Source organism: Verrucomicrobiia bacterium (genome assembly GCA_036405135.1).
Taxonomy (GTDB): Bacteria; Verrucomicrobiota; Verrucomicrobiia; order Limisphaerales; family JAEYXS01; genus JAEYXS01.
Genome location: DASWYF010000042.1, coordinates 15,100 through 29,177 on the forward strand (window position 1 = coordinate 15,100; position 14,078 = coordinate 29,177).

The following is a 14,078-nucleotide window of genomic DNA, read 5'->3' on the forward strand; positions in this document are numbered from 1 at the left end:
CCACCATGAGAGCATTTATCCTCACCGTCTGGATTCTCGGATTGAGCGCCAGCCTCGGCTTCGGCGCAGACAAGAAACCGAACATCATCTTCATCCTCTCAGACGATCTCGCGCAGGGGGATGTCGGAGCCTATGGTCAGAGGAAGATAAAGACGCCGAACCTCGATCGCATGGCGGCAGAAGGCACGCGTTACACGCAGGCTTACAGCGGCACCACCGTCTGCGCACCTTCCCGCACTTCTTTGATGACCGGCTTGCATATGGGACACAGCCCCGTGCGGGCGAACTTCGAGGCACAACCGGAAGGCCAGTTCCCCTTGCCTGCCGGCACACTCACCGTCGCGAAGGTGTTGAAGGACGCCGGTTACGCCACCGCCTGCATGGGCAAGTGGGGCATGGGCATGTTTGATACCACGGGCAGTCCGTTGAAAAACGGCATCGACCATTTCTTCGGCTACAACTGCCAGCGTCATGCCCACAGCTATTTCCCGACGTATCTGTATAACGATGACAAACGCATCGAACTGCCGGGCAATGATGGCAAGGGCGTAGGCAAGACCTACGCGCAGGAACTCATCGCGCAGGAAACCATCAACTGGGTGAAGCAGCAGAAGGATAAACCGTTCTTCCTATTTTACGCCATCACCCTGCCGCATGGCCGTTTCGAGATTGATGATCAGGGCATCTACGCGAAGGAGCCTTGGACCGAGCAGCAAAAGAACTACGCCGCGATGGTCACACGTTTGGATAGTGATGTGGGCCGTCTCTTCAATGTGCTGAAAGAATTGAAGATCGATGACAACACGATCGTCTTCTTCGCGGGCGACAATGGCTCCTCATTCGATCCGAAGTCAGAGATAGGGAAGGCGTTCGATCAGACGATGGGCGGCAAGTTGCGCGGGTTCAAGCGCAGTATGTATGAGGGAGGCTTGCGTCAGGCCGCACTTGTGCGCTGGCCGGGCAAAATCCCCGCTGGCCGTGTGAGTGATGAGCCTTGGGCTTTCTGGGATTTCCTGCCCACGGCGGCGGAACTGGCCGGAACCAAGTTACCTGCTGGCGCGAAAACAGACGGACTCTCCTTGGTGTCCTTCCTCAAAGGCGGTGCCGCACCAAAGCGTGAATATTTTTATTGGGAGTTGCACGAAACGAAGTCCATCCAAGCCATCCGCTTTGGCGATTGGAAGGCAGTGCGGAACGGACCATCAGCAGCGATCGAGTTGTATGATTTGAAAATCGATGTGGCGGAATCGAAAAATCTCGCAGCGGAAAATCCCAAGGTAGCAGCGAAAGCGGAAGCCTTGATGAAAGAAGCACGGGTGGATGATCCGAACTGGCCGATGGCGGAGAAGCGGGATCAGAAGAACCGCAAGGGGAAAGTCACAGAGTAAGGGCAATCGCGCCGGACCGGAGGTCGTCGCTCCGCCTACGCTTCGTGCAATGACGATAGCTCTTGGTGTATCGCAGGCATTCCCATCCTTGGTGTTTTGGGACACTGTATGGGCATGACCCCGTTGTTTAAGAAAGCGCTCGCCTGTTTCTGTCTCATACTGATCGCGTTCACTGGCTTCAGTGCGGATACGCGGCCGAACATCATCATCATCGTCGCGGATGATCTTGGATATTCGGATATCGGCTGCTACGGCGGTGAAATCCGCACGCCCAATCTCGATTCACTCGCGCAGAACGGATTACGTTTCACCCAGTTCTACAACGCCGCCCGTTGCTGCCCTACGCGCGCTTCCCTGCTCACTGGGCAATACGCGCACAAGGTCGGCTTAGCGCGGAATGGCAACAGTCTTACACGCAATGGCGCAACCATTGCGGAACTGCTGAAGGCAAACGGCTACCAGACCGCGCTCTCGGGCAAGTGGCATCTGTCCTTCACACCTGTGCTGCCGGAGAAACACCAGATGTGGCTGGATCATCGCTTTGATCCGCAGCAGACTTTTGCACCGCTAGATTCGTATCCTGTGAACCGCGGCTTTGACCGCCACTACGGCATCGTCTGGGGAGTCATCAATTACTTCGATCCCTTCTCGCTCGTGGACGGCACGAATGCGGTGAAGGAAGTGCCGAAGAATTTCCATCTCACCGATGCCATTACCGATCATGCGGTGAACTATGTGAAGGACTTCGCAAAGGCGGACAAACCCTTCTTCCTCTACCTCGCCCACTGCGCCCCGCACTGGCCGCTGCACGCCTTGCCGGAAGACATCGCGAAGTATCGTGACACTTACAAAGACGGCTGGCATGAACTGAGGAAGAAGCGCTTTGAACGGCAGAAGCAGCTTGGTATAATTGATGAGAAGAACACGACGCTGCCTCCCGTGCATGGCAATGGCAAAGACTGGGACGCCCTCACGAGCGAGGAGAAAGAATATCAATCCACCAAGATGGCCGTGCATGCTGCCATGATCGATCGCCTCGACCAAGGCGTGGGCAAACTGCTCACCACGCTACGTGAGACGGAGCAGCTCGATAACACCGTCATTTTCTTCTTCGCAGACAACGGTGCATCGCCCGAAATCCCCAACGTTCCCGGCTACGATCGCAATGCCTTCACCCGCTCTGGCGAGAAGATTCGCTATGAGCCAGATGGTATTCCCATCACCGAGCTCGGCAGTGAAAAGAGCTACACCGGCATCGGCTCGTATTGGGCGAATGCGGCGAATACGCCGTTCCGTTTCTGGAAAAAGGAATCATACGAGGGCGGTGCGCACACGCCTATGATCGTGCAGTGGCCGAAAGGTTTGAAGACCAAGTCCGGCAGCATCACCGCCCAAGCCGGTCACGTCATCGACCTCTTGCCCACCTGTCTCGACCTCGCGAAAGCCAATTACCCTGCGGAATACAACGGAAACAAGCTGACGCCGTTGGATGGCCTCAGCCTGCTGCCCGTGATTCAAGGCAAGGAGCGCAAGCCGCATGACACCATTTTCTTCGAGCATGAGAATGGTCGCGCTGTGCGCATGGGGGATTGGAAACTGGTGGCTCACTCGCGTCCGCAGAGTGGATGGGAGCTGTATAACATAGCCAAAGACCGCACGGAGACGGATAACCTCGCCACAAAAAATCCCGAGGAGTTCAACCGCTTGAAGGCACGATATGATGAATGGTTCAGCGCGGTGGCAGCCCCAGCTTTACCTCAGGGACAAAAAGGCAAGAAAGCGTCCAAATAAGAAGCGTGGTCGAAACATCATGCGCCCCGTGCTGCTGGTATCTTGCAAGCAGGGTTGAGCGGGTGCGACGAATCTCATTCCTTTCAGTGTTTTCACACCTCGGCCTGGCGGACTACTGATGGCGGGAGACCATCAATAACCACCGCTTACCAGTCACAGCCCCTTTACTGCCGGCAAGATGCCGACAGCACGTTGCTTTGCGGTTGCAGTTCTGGCCCTATCGGCTAACACGTTCCCATGCGTCTCCCTGTTTTCACGGGCCTGTGTCTGCTTGCGGTCATTGGCAGCAGTTCCCTTTATGCCCAAGGCAGCAAGGCGGATTACGAACGCGCCGCAAATCTCCGTCGTTTCACCGAAGGCAAGGTGCTCAACGCCAAAGTGGAACCGCACTGGCTCAGCAATGGCGAGGATTTCTGGTATCGTCGCGAACTCGCGGGCAACGGTTGGGAATTCATCATCGTGACGGCCAGCTCGGGCTCACGTGAAAAAGCATTTGATCACACCAAACTCACTGAAGCTTTTATCAAAGTGGGCATCAAAGACCTGAAAGCAGATCGTCTGCCGATAGATAGCATTGCGCCCACAGATCAAAACACCTCGGAACTACTGGTGCGGAACAAGTGGTGGCAGTTCAACAAAGCGAGCAATGAATTGAAGCCGTTGGACAAGGCTCCGCCTAAACTGGCCGCGCGTGCGGGAAGTCGCGAGAAGTCACGCAATGGCGGCAGCAGGACCAGCATCTCCTTTGTCAATCGCTCCGGTGGTGAGGTCGAGCTGTTCTGGCTGGATACGGAAGGTGAGCGTAAAAGCTACGGCAAGCTCGCCGCCAATGCGAAGCGCGATATGAGCACGTTCTCCGGTCACCTCTGGCTGGCTCAGAACAATGACGGCAAATCGCTCGGCCAGTTTGAAGCTACTCTGGAAAAAGGCATCGCCGAGATCACCGCCACACCGCCTGCTGAAGAAAGACCGACACGCAATACACCGCTCGGAGAATCACCGGACGGAAAGTGGATCGCTTTCATCAAAAACGACAACGTCTGGTTGCGCGAAAAGAACACGGGTGCTGAATCTGTTTTGAGCACGGATGGCACAGGGGAAGACCGCTACGATGGCAGCCTGCATTGGTCACCGGATTCACAAAAACTCATCGCCATACGCACGAAGCAAGGTGGCAAGCGCAAGGTCTACATCGTGGAGTCCTCGCCAAAGGACCAGCTTCAGCCGAAGCTGATCGATTACGATTATCTGAAGCCCGGCGACCCGATTCCGCTCTCCAAACCGAAGCTGTTCCATCTCGCGACCAAGAAGCAAATCACTGTCAGCGACGAGCTTTTCCCGAATCCATGGAGCGTGACGCAGATGGCGTGGACATCCGATTCACGCGAATTCAGCTTTCTCTACAATCAACGCGGGCATCAGGCGTTACGGTTGCTGGGCATCGATGCCGAGAACGGCACAGTGCGCACAATCATCAATGAAGAGAGCAAGACGTTCATCGACTACTCAGGGAAACTTTTCCTGCATCGCGTGAAGGATACAGGTGAGCTCATTTGGATGTCTGAACGTGATGGCTGGAATCATCTCTACCTGTATGACAGCAAGACGGGCACAGTGAAAAAGCAGATCACACACGGTGAATGGGTGGTGCGGGGCGTGGACAAGGTGGATGATGCGAAGAGGGAGATACAGTTCCGGGCCGGTGGTTTCAAGAAAGAGGAAGACCCCTATCACATCCATCATTTCAGCGTGAGTTTCGATGGCACCAATTTGCGCAAGCTGACGGATGGCGATGGCATGCATGAGATCACTTCTTCCCCCAACGGCAGCTATCTGTTGGATGCTTGGTCACGCGTGGATCAACCGCCTGTCACCACACTGCGCCGAGCTAACGGTGAGTTGGCGAGTGCGGTGGAAACTGCCGATTGGCAATCGCTCCTCGCCACTGGCTGGAAAGTGCCGGAGCGATTCGTCGCGAAAGGCCGCGATGGTGAGACGGATATCTACGGCGTCATCTTACGTCCGACGAATTTCGATCCCGCCAAGAAGTATCCGGTCATCGAGAACATCTATGCTGGACCGCATGGTGCGTTTGTGCCGAAAGAGTTTCGTTCTTATTACGGCATGCAAGAAATTGCCGAGCTCGGTTTCATCGTCGTTCAGATCGATGGGATGGGGACGAATTTCCGTTCGCGCAAATTTCACGATGTCTGCTGGCAGAATCTGGGCGACTCCGGCTTCCCCGATCGCATCCTCTGGATCAAAGCGGCAGCGGCGAAGTATCCTTACATGGATACCTCACGCGTGGGCATCTACGGTGGTTCTGCTGGCGGCCAGAGCTCTACGCGAGCGCTTTTGGCACATGGAGACTTCTACAAAGTCGCGGTCTCTGACTGCGGTTGCCATGACAATCGCATGGATAAAATCTGGTGGAACGAGCAATGGATGGGCTGGCCCGTAGGACCGCACTACGCCGAGCAATCCAATGTGACGCAGGCGCACAAACTGCAAGGCAAGCTCATGCTCGTGGTGGGTGAACTGGACAAAAATGTAGACCCCGCCAGCACGATGCAGGTGGCGAATGCCTTGCAAAAGGCGGACAAGGATTTCGACCTGCTCATCATCACAGGTGGTGGGCACGGCAGTGCGGAAACACCCTATGGCCGTCGGCGGCGGCAGGATTACTTTGTGAGACATCTTCTAAACCGAGAGCCTCGCTGGGAAGCGAAGTGATAGATTTCCATATTTCCTAAGGGTTTGCCTTAATAAAACTACGTAAATCTCCTGATTCACGCCGTTCCGCTTTGGCTGTGATTGACCCCTTATCCCGACCAATCCAAATTTGCTGTCATTCAATCCCTCAGGATTATGACCAGAATATATAAGTTCCTGGTGTTGACGATATTGTTGAGCGCTTCGCTTGCTCAGGGAGCCACGAAACCGAACGTCATCATCATCTTGGCCGATGATCTCGGGTGGGGCGACTTGTCCTGCTATGGCGCGAAGGACATCAAGACCCCGCACATCGACAAGCTCGCTGCTGAAGGTGTGAAGTTCGATTCTTTCCGGGCAAACTCCTGCGTGTGCTCACCTACCCGTGCGTCGTTGCTCACGGGGCGGTATCCAGATCGCGTGGGAGTGCCAGGAGTCATCCGCACACATGGCAATAATTCTTGGGGACATCTGACCCCGGCAGGCCAGATGTTGCCGCAAGTACTGCGTAATCACGGCTATCACTCCACGCATATCGGCAAATGGCATTTGGGGTTGGAAACGCCGAACCTGCCGTGGGAACGCGGTTTCGAGTATTTCCATGGTTTCCTCGGTGACATGATGGATGATTACTACACGCATCTGCGCCACGGCGAGAATTACATGAGAGTGAACAAGGACATCACCAATCCTACCGGCCACGCCACCGACCTTTTCTCCAACTGGGCATCCGACTACATCAAGGATCCTCGCCGCAATGAAAAGCCGTTCTTCCTTTATCTCGCCTACAACGCACCACACTCACCGGTGCAACCGCCTGATGACTGGCTTAAGAAAGTCAAAGAGCGTGAAAAAGGCATCGATGAAAAACGGGCCAAACTCGTGGCGCTGATCGAGCACATGGATGCCGGCATCGGCCAAGTGCTGGCGGCTTTGGAGACAGCCGGCAAGAAAGAGAACACACTCGTTTTCTTCACTTCAGACAATGGCGGTGACCTGCCGCATGGTGCATCGAACGGACCTTGGCGCGATGGCAAGCAGAGCATGTATGAAGGCGGATTGCGAGTGCCATTCATCGCCATGTGGCCGGGCAAGATCAAGGCGGGCACGACGAACGATCTGGAAGCGATGACGATGGATCTGTTCCCGACGATCGTAGAGGCAGCAGGAGGTGTGAAGCAGCCGCGCGTGGATGGTTTGAGCATCTTGCCGACGTTGCTGGGACAGAAGCAGGAGTTCAGCCGGGAACTGTATTTCATCCGGCGCGAAGGCGGCTTGAACTACGGAGGCAAGGTGATCAATGCGGTCATCCGCGGGGAATGGAAGCTGGTGCAGAACAGTCCGTTCGCGCCGATGGAGCTGTACCGCATCTCCGAAGATCCGCAGGAGAAGCACAACCTGGCGGACAAGGAGCGGCGCATCTTCAACGAACTGGCCGTGAGCCTGCAGAAGAATCTGCAGGAGGGCGGCCGGGTGCCGTGGCAGAAGCCGATGCCGTAAAAAAGTGTGATCTCAATGGCGCGTTCTGGTTTCAAACAATATGCGCAGCCCCTTGAACAAGCTGTAGAGTGCCCACGCATGGATCAGCAGGCTGATGGCCTGAGGTGAACGCAAGGAGAACAGAAAATCCATCGCGTAGAAGGCAACGCCGATGGCGTATGGGAGAAACTTCCGGTGCCAGCCTGCTACACCGAAACCGAACATGGCGAGGATGAGCAGTATGTTGGTGGCCAGGCCGATCCAATGACCGTTCGCGCCCCATGATGTCGCAGAATAACTGATCATGGTGGAGGTCTCCAAACCCAAGGCGAATTGCCACTGGCCTTTGAAGATGGAGATGAGGAGATTGATCATCGTGAGAGCGCCGATCCAGAAGAACCAACTGGATGAACCGCGAAGTTGCCGGTCGATGATCGCTTGCTCCATCTCTTCGGTCAAAGGATCTAGTTTCTCTTTCTGAAATCCGCCGTCGGTGACCTCTTGAGGAGATAGCGCGGTGTCCAAGGTCATCAATTCAGGATAATCCGCAGCAGTTCCCCAATGTTCCTGATCACTTCGTTTAACATAGCTGGCACCGGTCAGTTTGCCGCTTTTCACCAAGGCGAGCATTTCCGCCAAAGTCAGGGACGCATTTTCCACTTCGGGAATTCCTTCGATTTGATACGTATGGTGATTTCTCCCGGCCATGTTGAAATGGATTTAACTTGGAAAAACGTTTCCTGAAAAGACGTGACTTTCATCAAAATCGGCGCAAACCAATCCCATGATACTCCGGCCCGTAATATTGCTTTTGGTTTGGCTCACGGTGAGCTTTCAGCATGTGCAAGCAGCCGAGTCTTTGCCGGAGACAAGGGATGTCTCGCCAGATTTGGTGACACCAAAAATGGTTTCTGGAAAACCAACCCCGGGAAAACGAGTGAAGCAAACGGCTGCATCTTATCAAGCTACAGAAGCCTATCATGCACTCTACCTCCCTACGGATTGGCAGGCGGGTAAGAAGTATCCGGTGATCTGCGAGTATGCAGGAAATGGAAACTACACGAACAAATTCGGGGATCACTCCGCAGGCACGGTGGAAGGAAGCAATCTGGGTTACGGCATATCTGGCGGGAAAGGATTTATCTGGGTCTGTCTGCCTTATGTCGGCATGAAGGACGGAAAGTTAAGCAACATCACGCAGTGGTGGGGCGATGTGACGGAGACAAAGAAATATTGCATCGAAGCGGTCCGAGAGGTTTGTACGAAGTATGGTGGAGATACGAACAAGGTATTCATCGCAGGATTTTCACGCGGAGCCATCGCGTGTAATTACATCGGGCTGCACGATGACGACATCTCAAAGCTGTGGTGCGGCTTCATCGCCCACAGTCATTATGATGGAGTGCGCAAATGGGGTTATGCGGACTCGGATCGTGATGCGGCATTGGTGCGGTTGAAGCGATTGAATGGGCGGCCGCAGTTTATCAGCCATGAGGGCGGCACGGCGGAGACGAAGAAGTATTTGGAAGAAACAGACGTGAAAGGTGATTTCACCTTTGTGGATTTTCCATATCGGAACCACACGGATGAATGGGTATTAAGGCCGATCAAAGAGCGGGAGATTTTGCGGAGATGGATGGCCGAGGTGTTGAAAAAGAAGCCAGCTCCCTAAAAGGCGGGGATTTCAAATTCTGACAGGGTGGTTGACGCTGTCGCATCACCAAAGGCAAACTTGTGCCCATCCATGAACACGACGCGACGTGAATTTCTCGGGGCTTTGACTCTGGCGGGATTGGGTGTCAGTTCCGCTTTGGCACAGAACACTCCTGCACCGACGTCTGCTAGGCCGCCGCAACCACCACCGGTGCATTCACCTCAAGTCCATGAAGATCGCACGATCACATTCCGGTATCGCTCGGCTACTGCGAAAAAGGTGGAAGTGAACGGTGATTGGGGCGGTGGTAACAAAGCGATGACCAAAGGCGATGAGAATGTGTGGAGCGTCACGCTCGGGCCGTTGGAGCCGGAGATTTATACTTACGGACTGGTGGTGGATGGCTTGCGTGTCATCGATCCAGCCAATCCGCTCTCCAAGCCGGGACGGGCGGTAAACACAAGCATCTTGGACATTCCCAGCAAGCCGCCACTTATCCATGACTGGCAGGAAGTTCCGCATGGTATCGTACATACGCATGATTACGTATCGAAGGCGACGGGTTCATTGCGCCGCGTGCAGGTCTATACGCCGCCGGGTTATGGCACCACGAAAAAGAAAGTGAATTATCCGGTGCTGTATCTCCTGCACGGGTCCGGCGATAATGAGGCGACTTGGACAGCATTGGGCCGCGCCAACTGGATCGCGGACAACCTGCTCGCGCAGAAGAAGTGCGTGCCAATGGTGATCGTGATGACGAACGGCCACGCGATTGAGCGGCGTACAGATGCGGACCGCCTGCGCAATGTGGAGATGTATGAGAAGGAACTTTTGGAATCAGTGATTCCATTGGTGGAATCGAATTACACAGTGAAGAAAGATTCCGAGAACCGCAGCATCATCGGACTTTCAATGGGCGGGCAGCAATCTCTGGTGATCGGCGTGAAACATTCAGACAAGTTCGCTTGGGTAGGCGGAATGAGTTCGGCGGTGCGTGAACCGGATACGACGATCGGGCCGATCCTCAAGCAGAGCGGGAAGCTGAATAAGCAACTGAAGCTGCTGTGGTTTCAGTGCGGCATCGATGATTTCTTGCTGAATGATAATCGCAAGTTCGCCAGCATCCTGACGGAACGCGGCATCCGGCATGGATACAAAGAAACACCGGGCAATCATAGCTGGCCAGTGTGGCGGAAGTACTTGGCGGAGTATCTGCCGTTGGTTTTTAAGAACTAAAAATCTTGATCCCCTTTATGCATCGACTCACTCCTCATCTAGTTTTGCTTGAAGCAGAACCGACCGCATCTTGTTAAGGGGAGCACTAACATTTAACACGCTATTTACCATCGGAACACACATATTGCACGCCGCGCCTCTTCTCCCTCTCCTCTCAACGAGGAGAGGGCTGGGGTGAGGAGTGAGACGAAGCCAATCGTGTCTGCATGCCAAGAAACCCGACAGCAATTCCGAGATTACTCCGTAAAAATAAAACGGAGGCAGAAAAGAAGCTGTGGCGGATTTTGCGTGACCGTCGGTTTTCCTGTTACAAGTTTCGCCGCCAGCACAGGTTTGGGAAGTATTGGATTTTTACTGTTCAGAAGCCCGTTACAACTTGGAGCTGGATGGCTCTGGACACGGTTTTCCCGCCCGGCAAGCAGAGGATGCAGAGCGAGATGCCTACTTGAATGGTTGGAATATCCTGACGCGTCGTTTTTGGAACAATCAGTTGAAGGATATCGCTTGGATACGGGATATCATTTGGAATGACCCACAAACAAGAGCGGCACACCCGGAAAATCAAACACCAGAAAAGCGTATTCGACTTCCGAAACGAAAAACAGATTTATAAGCTTTATGATACGACTCACTCCTCACTCCAGCCCTCTCCTCGTTGAGAGGAGAGGGAGAACATTTGGTGCCTATCTCAGTATTTTTGCGCTATTGGTTGGCTCGGTAGTTCAAAGCTCAGCTGCCGAACATAAATATGATGTCATCGTATTTGGTGCCACGCCGGGTGGCGTCACGGCGGCTGTCGGAGCAGCACGGGAAGGTGCCACCGTCGCATTGGTGGAGCCGATGGATATTGTGGGTGGCGTGATGACGAGCGGGTTGAGTTTCAGTGACTCGAACCAGACGGATCGCCGCACGTTGTTGGGTTTGTTTGAGGAGACGCATCTACGCATTGAGGCCTATTACAAGGCGAAGGGTGTCACGCTCCCCTACTCTGTCGCGGAAAAGGATCAGAAGCATTGGACGTATGAACCGCATGTGGCGGCGAAGGTGTTCGATGACATGCTGGGTGAAGCGAAGGTGAAGGTGTTCCTCAATGAGCGGCTCACAACAGTGGCGAAGAGTGGCGCACGTATCCAGTCGTTCAATACGGAGTCGAACAAGTTCACGGCGAAGGTGTTCATCGATTGCACGTATGAAGGCGACCTGATGGCGAAGGCGGGCGTGGGTTATGCAGTGGGTCGCGAGGGGCGCAAGCAGTATGGAGAATCGTTAGCAGGAAAACAGTTTCCGAAGGTGGCAGTGAAGGCATCGCCGTTTGATGCGCAGGGCAAACTCTTGCCGCTGATGACGTCGAAGGATGCGGGCGATGTGGAAGCTGGTGACAAGGGCGTGATGACGTATAGCTATCGCCTCTGCATCACGACGAATGACGCGAACAAGACACCATTCCGCAAACCGGCGAACTACGATCCGGCCCGCTATGAGCTGGTGCGGCGATTTGTGACTGCCAATGCGCACAAGCGTCCGCTGTTCGATTTCTACAACCTGCCGGGTGGTAAGTGGGATGGGAATAACAGCATCGGCGGACAGATCTCGCTCGGACTTGTCGGTGAAAATTGGGGCTGGCCGGAGGCGTCGTATCAAGAGCGCGATAAGATGTGGCAGGCGCACCGGGATTACACGGAGGGCTTGATCTGGTTCATGATGCATGATGAAGGCATGCCTGAGGTGATCCGCAATGAGATGAAGCGCTGGGGCCTGGCGAAGGATGAATTCGTGAAGTGGGGCAATTGGCCGCCGGTGCTGTATGTGCGCGAGGGGCGTCGCATGCTCGGCGAGTATGTGGTGACGCAGAACGACATCCTCACGAATGTGAACAAGGACGATTCCATCGCCATCGGCTCGTTCCCCATCGACTCACACGATGTGCAGCGCGTGGTGTCGAAGGATGGCGACGGGTTCATCAATGAAGGCACGATCTTCCCGAAGCATGAGGCGGGTTATCGCTTCGGGCCGCGGCATCAATTGCCATATCGCTCCATCACGCCGAAGCGGGCGGAGTGCGTGAACTTGCTGGTGCCGGTCTCGCTCTCTTGTACGCATGTGGCGATCTCATCCATCCGCGTGGAACCGACTTGGATGACGCTGGGGCACAGCGCAGGCGTAGCGGCGGCACTCGCGGCGAAGGCGAATCAGGCAGTGCAGGATTTACCGTATGCGAAGCTGCGCGAGCGGCTGTTGGCGCAGAAGCAGGTGCTGGATATTCCGCCATTGCCACCAAAGCCTGCGGCTGCTGCGACTCCGAGCGGTCAGGGTATCGACCCGAAGTCACTCAAAGGGATTGTGGTGGATGAGTTGGATGCGACGGCATCCGGTGAATGGCAACGCTCTACGACGTTCAAGGGATTCATCGGACGCAATTACGCGCACGATGGCAACGCACGCAAAGGCGAGCTGAAAATGGTGTTCAAGCCGGAGATCACGGAAGCGGGCCGATATGAATTGCGCGTAGCGTATTCACCGCATGAAACACGGGCGGCACGCGTACCCATCACGGTGAAATCGAGCGATAAAGAGGTGAAAGTGTTTTTCAGCCAGAAGGAGCGTCTGCCAGCTGGCGAATCGTTCCGCAAAGCAGGTGTGTTCGATCTCTCCGCCGGGAAGGATACGGTCATCACGATCTCCAATGAAGGGACGGAAGGGTTTGTGATCGTGGATGCGGTGCAGTTGGTGAAGGTGCCGTGATAAATTTTCTGCGGCATTATAATATCCACACCTACAGTTGGGAATTAGCCTCCTGCTCATGAGGTATTTATCGCCCCATTATCTGGCCGTCTTGCTGTCGCTCACTTTGTTGACCGGCTGTGGAAAGCGTCTGTCTGGAACTTATGAAGGGACTATGACACCGCCAGCCTCCATCAGCGGGAATGCGAAGTTGCAGGAAGATTTCGAGCGCGTGGTGAAGAAACAGAATGAAACGCTTGGCATGTTTCTGGAGTTTGACGGGAGCGAAGTGAAGTTCGGCTCCAAAGCAGGCAGTAAGTCCGGACGCTACGAGATCAAGGGTGACAAGCTGGAACTCAAGTTCGATGATGGCAAGACGACCATACCGATGAGTATCAATGCGGATGGTTCCATCACTTACATGACGTTTGTTTTCAGGAAGAAATAGTCTTTCTGTCTCCTGGTTTCATCCGCCCCTCCGGGGCGGTTTTTCTTTTCTAACGCTACCACGGGTTCACTGCGGTCACCCGTGGCTGCTACCCTCATTTGCCCCGCTGGGGCAAGGGAGAATCAAAAGGTACGTCACCATTTTGTGACCATCTCTATTTCTTTGTATATTTCCGAACCCATGCTTCCGGATTCTCACCCAAGTCTTCACCGGTCTTGGTGCAAAGGTAGGCGATGATGTCTCGGGTGGCCATGGTGCGATTATACTCCACCATGCGATCGAGTCGCGAACCGGACTCTTGCTTGCTGCCGGAGGGATAATAACTGTTCACATAGTCAAGGCAGGCAGCAGCTTCCGGAACTTCACTTTTCAGCGCCTTGATGCGCATCTCGGCAAAAATCTCAGTTTGCTCACTAGCCCAAGCGACTCGGATATGAAGCCAGCCATTGCTCCATATCAGTCCACCGCAAAATACCAGCAGCACAAGCGAAAGAACTCCCAAGGTGATCAGGGCTCACGCATTAAAATTCTTTGAAAGGCCAATGAAAATTGAGCTTTAGGATGCTGAATTGGGTGTTTTCACCATTCCAATTTGATTCTAAAAATGAAATCCGGCCTATTTTTACGGGCAAATTTAAATGCGTGAGCC

At 54.4% G+C, this 14,078-nt stretch carries 10 protein-coding genes and 1 pseudogene; 9 read left to right on the top strand and 2 right to left on the bottom strand.

Features of this window, described 5'->3' with window-relative positions:
* Positions 1-5: 5 nt before the first annotated feature.
* The 4 genes from VGH19_20265 to VGH19_20280 all read left to right on the top strand — a co-directional run bounded on the left by VGH19_20265 (position 6) and on the right by VGH19_20280 (position 7,391).
* Positions 6-1,388 (top strand): arylsulfatase, encoded by a 1,383-nt coding sequence (locus VGH19_20265; GenBank protein ID HEY1173711.1) that lies wholly within the window; start codon positions 6-8, stop codon positions 1,386-1,388.
* Positions 1,389-1,502: 114 nt separating this feature from the next.
* Positions 1,503-3,179, top strand: coding sequence for an arylsulfatase (locus tag VGH19_20270; protein HEY1173712.1), 1,677 nt, complete (start codon positions 1,503-1,505; stop codon positions 3,177-3,179).
* A 237-nt stretch (positions 3,180-3,416) separates the two neighbouring features.
* Positions 3,417-5,912 (top strand): DPP IV N-terminal domain-containing protein, encoded by a 2,496-nt coding sequence (locus VGH19_20275; protein ID HEY1173713.1) that lies wholly within the window; start codon positions 3,417-3,419, stop codon positions 5,910-5,912.
* A 135-nt stretch (positions 5,913-6,047) separates the two neighbouring features.
* Positions 6,048-7,391 carry a sulfatase-like hydrolase/transferase gene (locus tag VGH19_20280; GenBank protein ID HEY1173714.1) on the top strand — a complete coding sequence of 448 codons (1,344 nt, stop codon included), beginning with the start codon at positions 6,048-6,050 and terminating at the stop codon, positions 7,389-7,391.
* A 12-nt stretch (positions 7,392-7,403) separates the two neighbouring features.
* Here VGH19_20280 and VGH19_20285 read toward each other — a convergent pair whose 3' ends face one another.
* On the bottom strand, positions 7,404-8,078 hold the full coding sequence (locus tag VGH19_20285) for a hypothetical protein (GenBank protein HEY1173715.1): 675 nt from the start codon (positions 8,076-8,078) through the stop codon (positions 7,404-7,406).
* A gap of 229 nt (positions 8,079-8,307) precedes the next feature.
* On the opposite strand from VGH19_20285, the gene VGH19_20290 reads away from it, so the two are divergent.
* The 5 genes and pseudogenes from VGH19_20290 to VGH19_20310 all read left to right on the top strand — a co-directional run bounded on the left by VGH19_20290 (position 8,308) and on the right by VGH19_20310 (position 13,429).
* Entirely contained in the window at positions 8,308-9,042 is a 735-nt protein-coding gene (locus tag VGH19_20290) for a hypothetical protein (protein HEY1173716.1), read from the top strand.
* A gap of 72 nt (positions 9,043-9,114) precedes the next feature.
* Complete coding sequence (locus VGH19_20295; GenBank protein ID HEY1173717.1) at positions 9,115-10,260, top strand: alpha/beta hydrolase-fold protein; 1,146 nt, start codon at positions 9,115-9,117, stop codon at positions 10,258-10,260.
* A 206-nt stretch (positions 10,261-10,466) separates the two neighbouring features.
* Positions 10,467-10,873: pseudogene (locus VGH19_20300) on the top strand (endonuclease domain-containing protein).
* Positions 10,874-10,878: 5 nt separating this feature from the next.
* Positions 10,879-13,002: an FAD-dependent oxidoreductase gene (locus VGH19_20305; protein HEY1173718.1), complete on the top strand. Its 2,124-nt coding sequence runs from the start codon at positions 10,879-10,881 to the stop codon at positions 13,000-13,002.
* Positions 13,003-13,156: 154 nt separating this feature from the next.
* The gene (locus VGH19_20310) at positions 13,157-13,429 is read left to right on the top strand and encodes a hypothetical protein (GenBank protein HEY1173719.1); all 273 of its coding nucleotides are present in this window, start codon (positions 13,157-13,159) and stop codon (positions 13,427-13,429) included.
* A 154-nt stretch (positions 13,430-13,583) separates the two neighbouring features.
* On the opposite strand, the gene VGH19_20315 is transcribed toward VGH19_20310, so the two are convergent.
* A complete protein-coding gene (locus VGH19_20315; protein HEY1173720.1) occupies positions 13,584-13,817 on the bottom strand; it encodes a hypothetical protein in 234 nt (77 codons plus the stop codon).
* Positions 13,818-14,078: the final 261 nt, after the last annotated feature.

Bases quoted from the DNA above. Each gene is read 5' to 3' on its own strand.
- VGH19_20265 (HEY1173711.1), top strand. From the start codon at position 6: ATGAGAGCATTTATCCTCACCGTCTGGATTCTCGGATTGAGCGCCAGC.
- VGH19_20270 (HEY1173712.1), top strand. From the start codon at position 1,503: ATGACCCCGTTGTTTAAGAAAGCGCTCGCCTGTTTCTGTCTCATACTG.
- VGH19_20275 (HEY1173713.1), top strand. From the start codon at position 3,417: ATGCGTCTCCCTGTTTTCACGGGCCTGTGTCTGCTTGCGGTCATTGGC.
- VGH19_20280 (HEY1173714.1), top strand. From the start codon at position 6,048: ATGACCAGAATATATAAGTTCCTGGTGTTGACGATATTGTTGAGCGCT.
- VGH19_20285 (HEY1173715.1), bottom strand. From the start codon at position 8,078: ATGGCCGGGAGAAATCACCATACGTATCAAATCGAAGGAATTCCCGAA.
- VGH19_20295 (HEY1173717.1), top strand. From the start codon at position 9,115: ATGAACACGACGCGACGTGAATTTCTCGGGGCTTTGACTCTGGCGGGA.
- VGH19_20305 (HEY1173718.1), top strand. From the start codon at position 10,879: ATGATACGACTCACTCCTCACTCCAGCCCTCTCCTCGTTGAGAGGAGA.
- VGH19_20310 (HEY1173719.1), top strand. From the start codon at position 13,157: ATGACACCGCCAGCCTCCATCAGCGGGAATGCGAAGTTGCAGGAAGAT.
- VGH19_20315 (HEY1173720.1), bottom strand. From the start codon at position 13,817: ATGCGCATCAAGGCGCTGAAAAGTGAAGTTCCGGAAGCTGCTGCCTGC.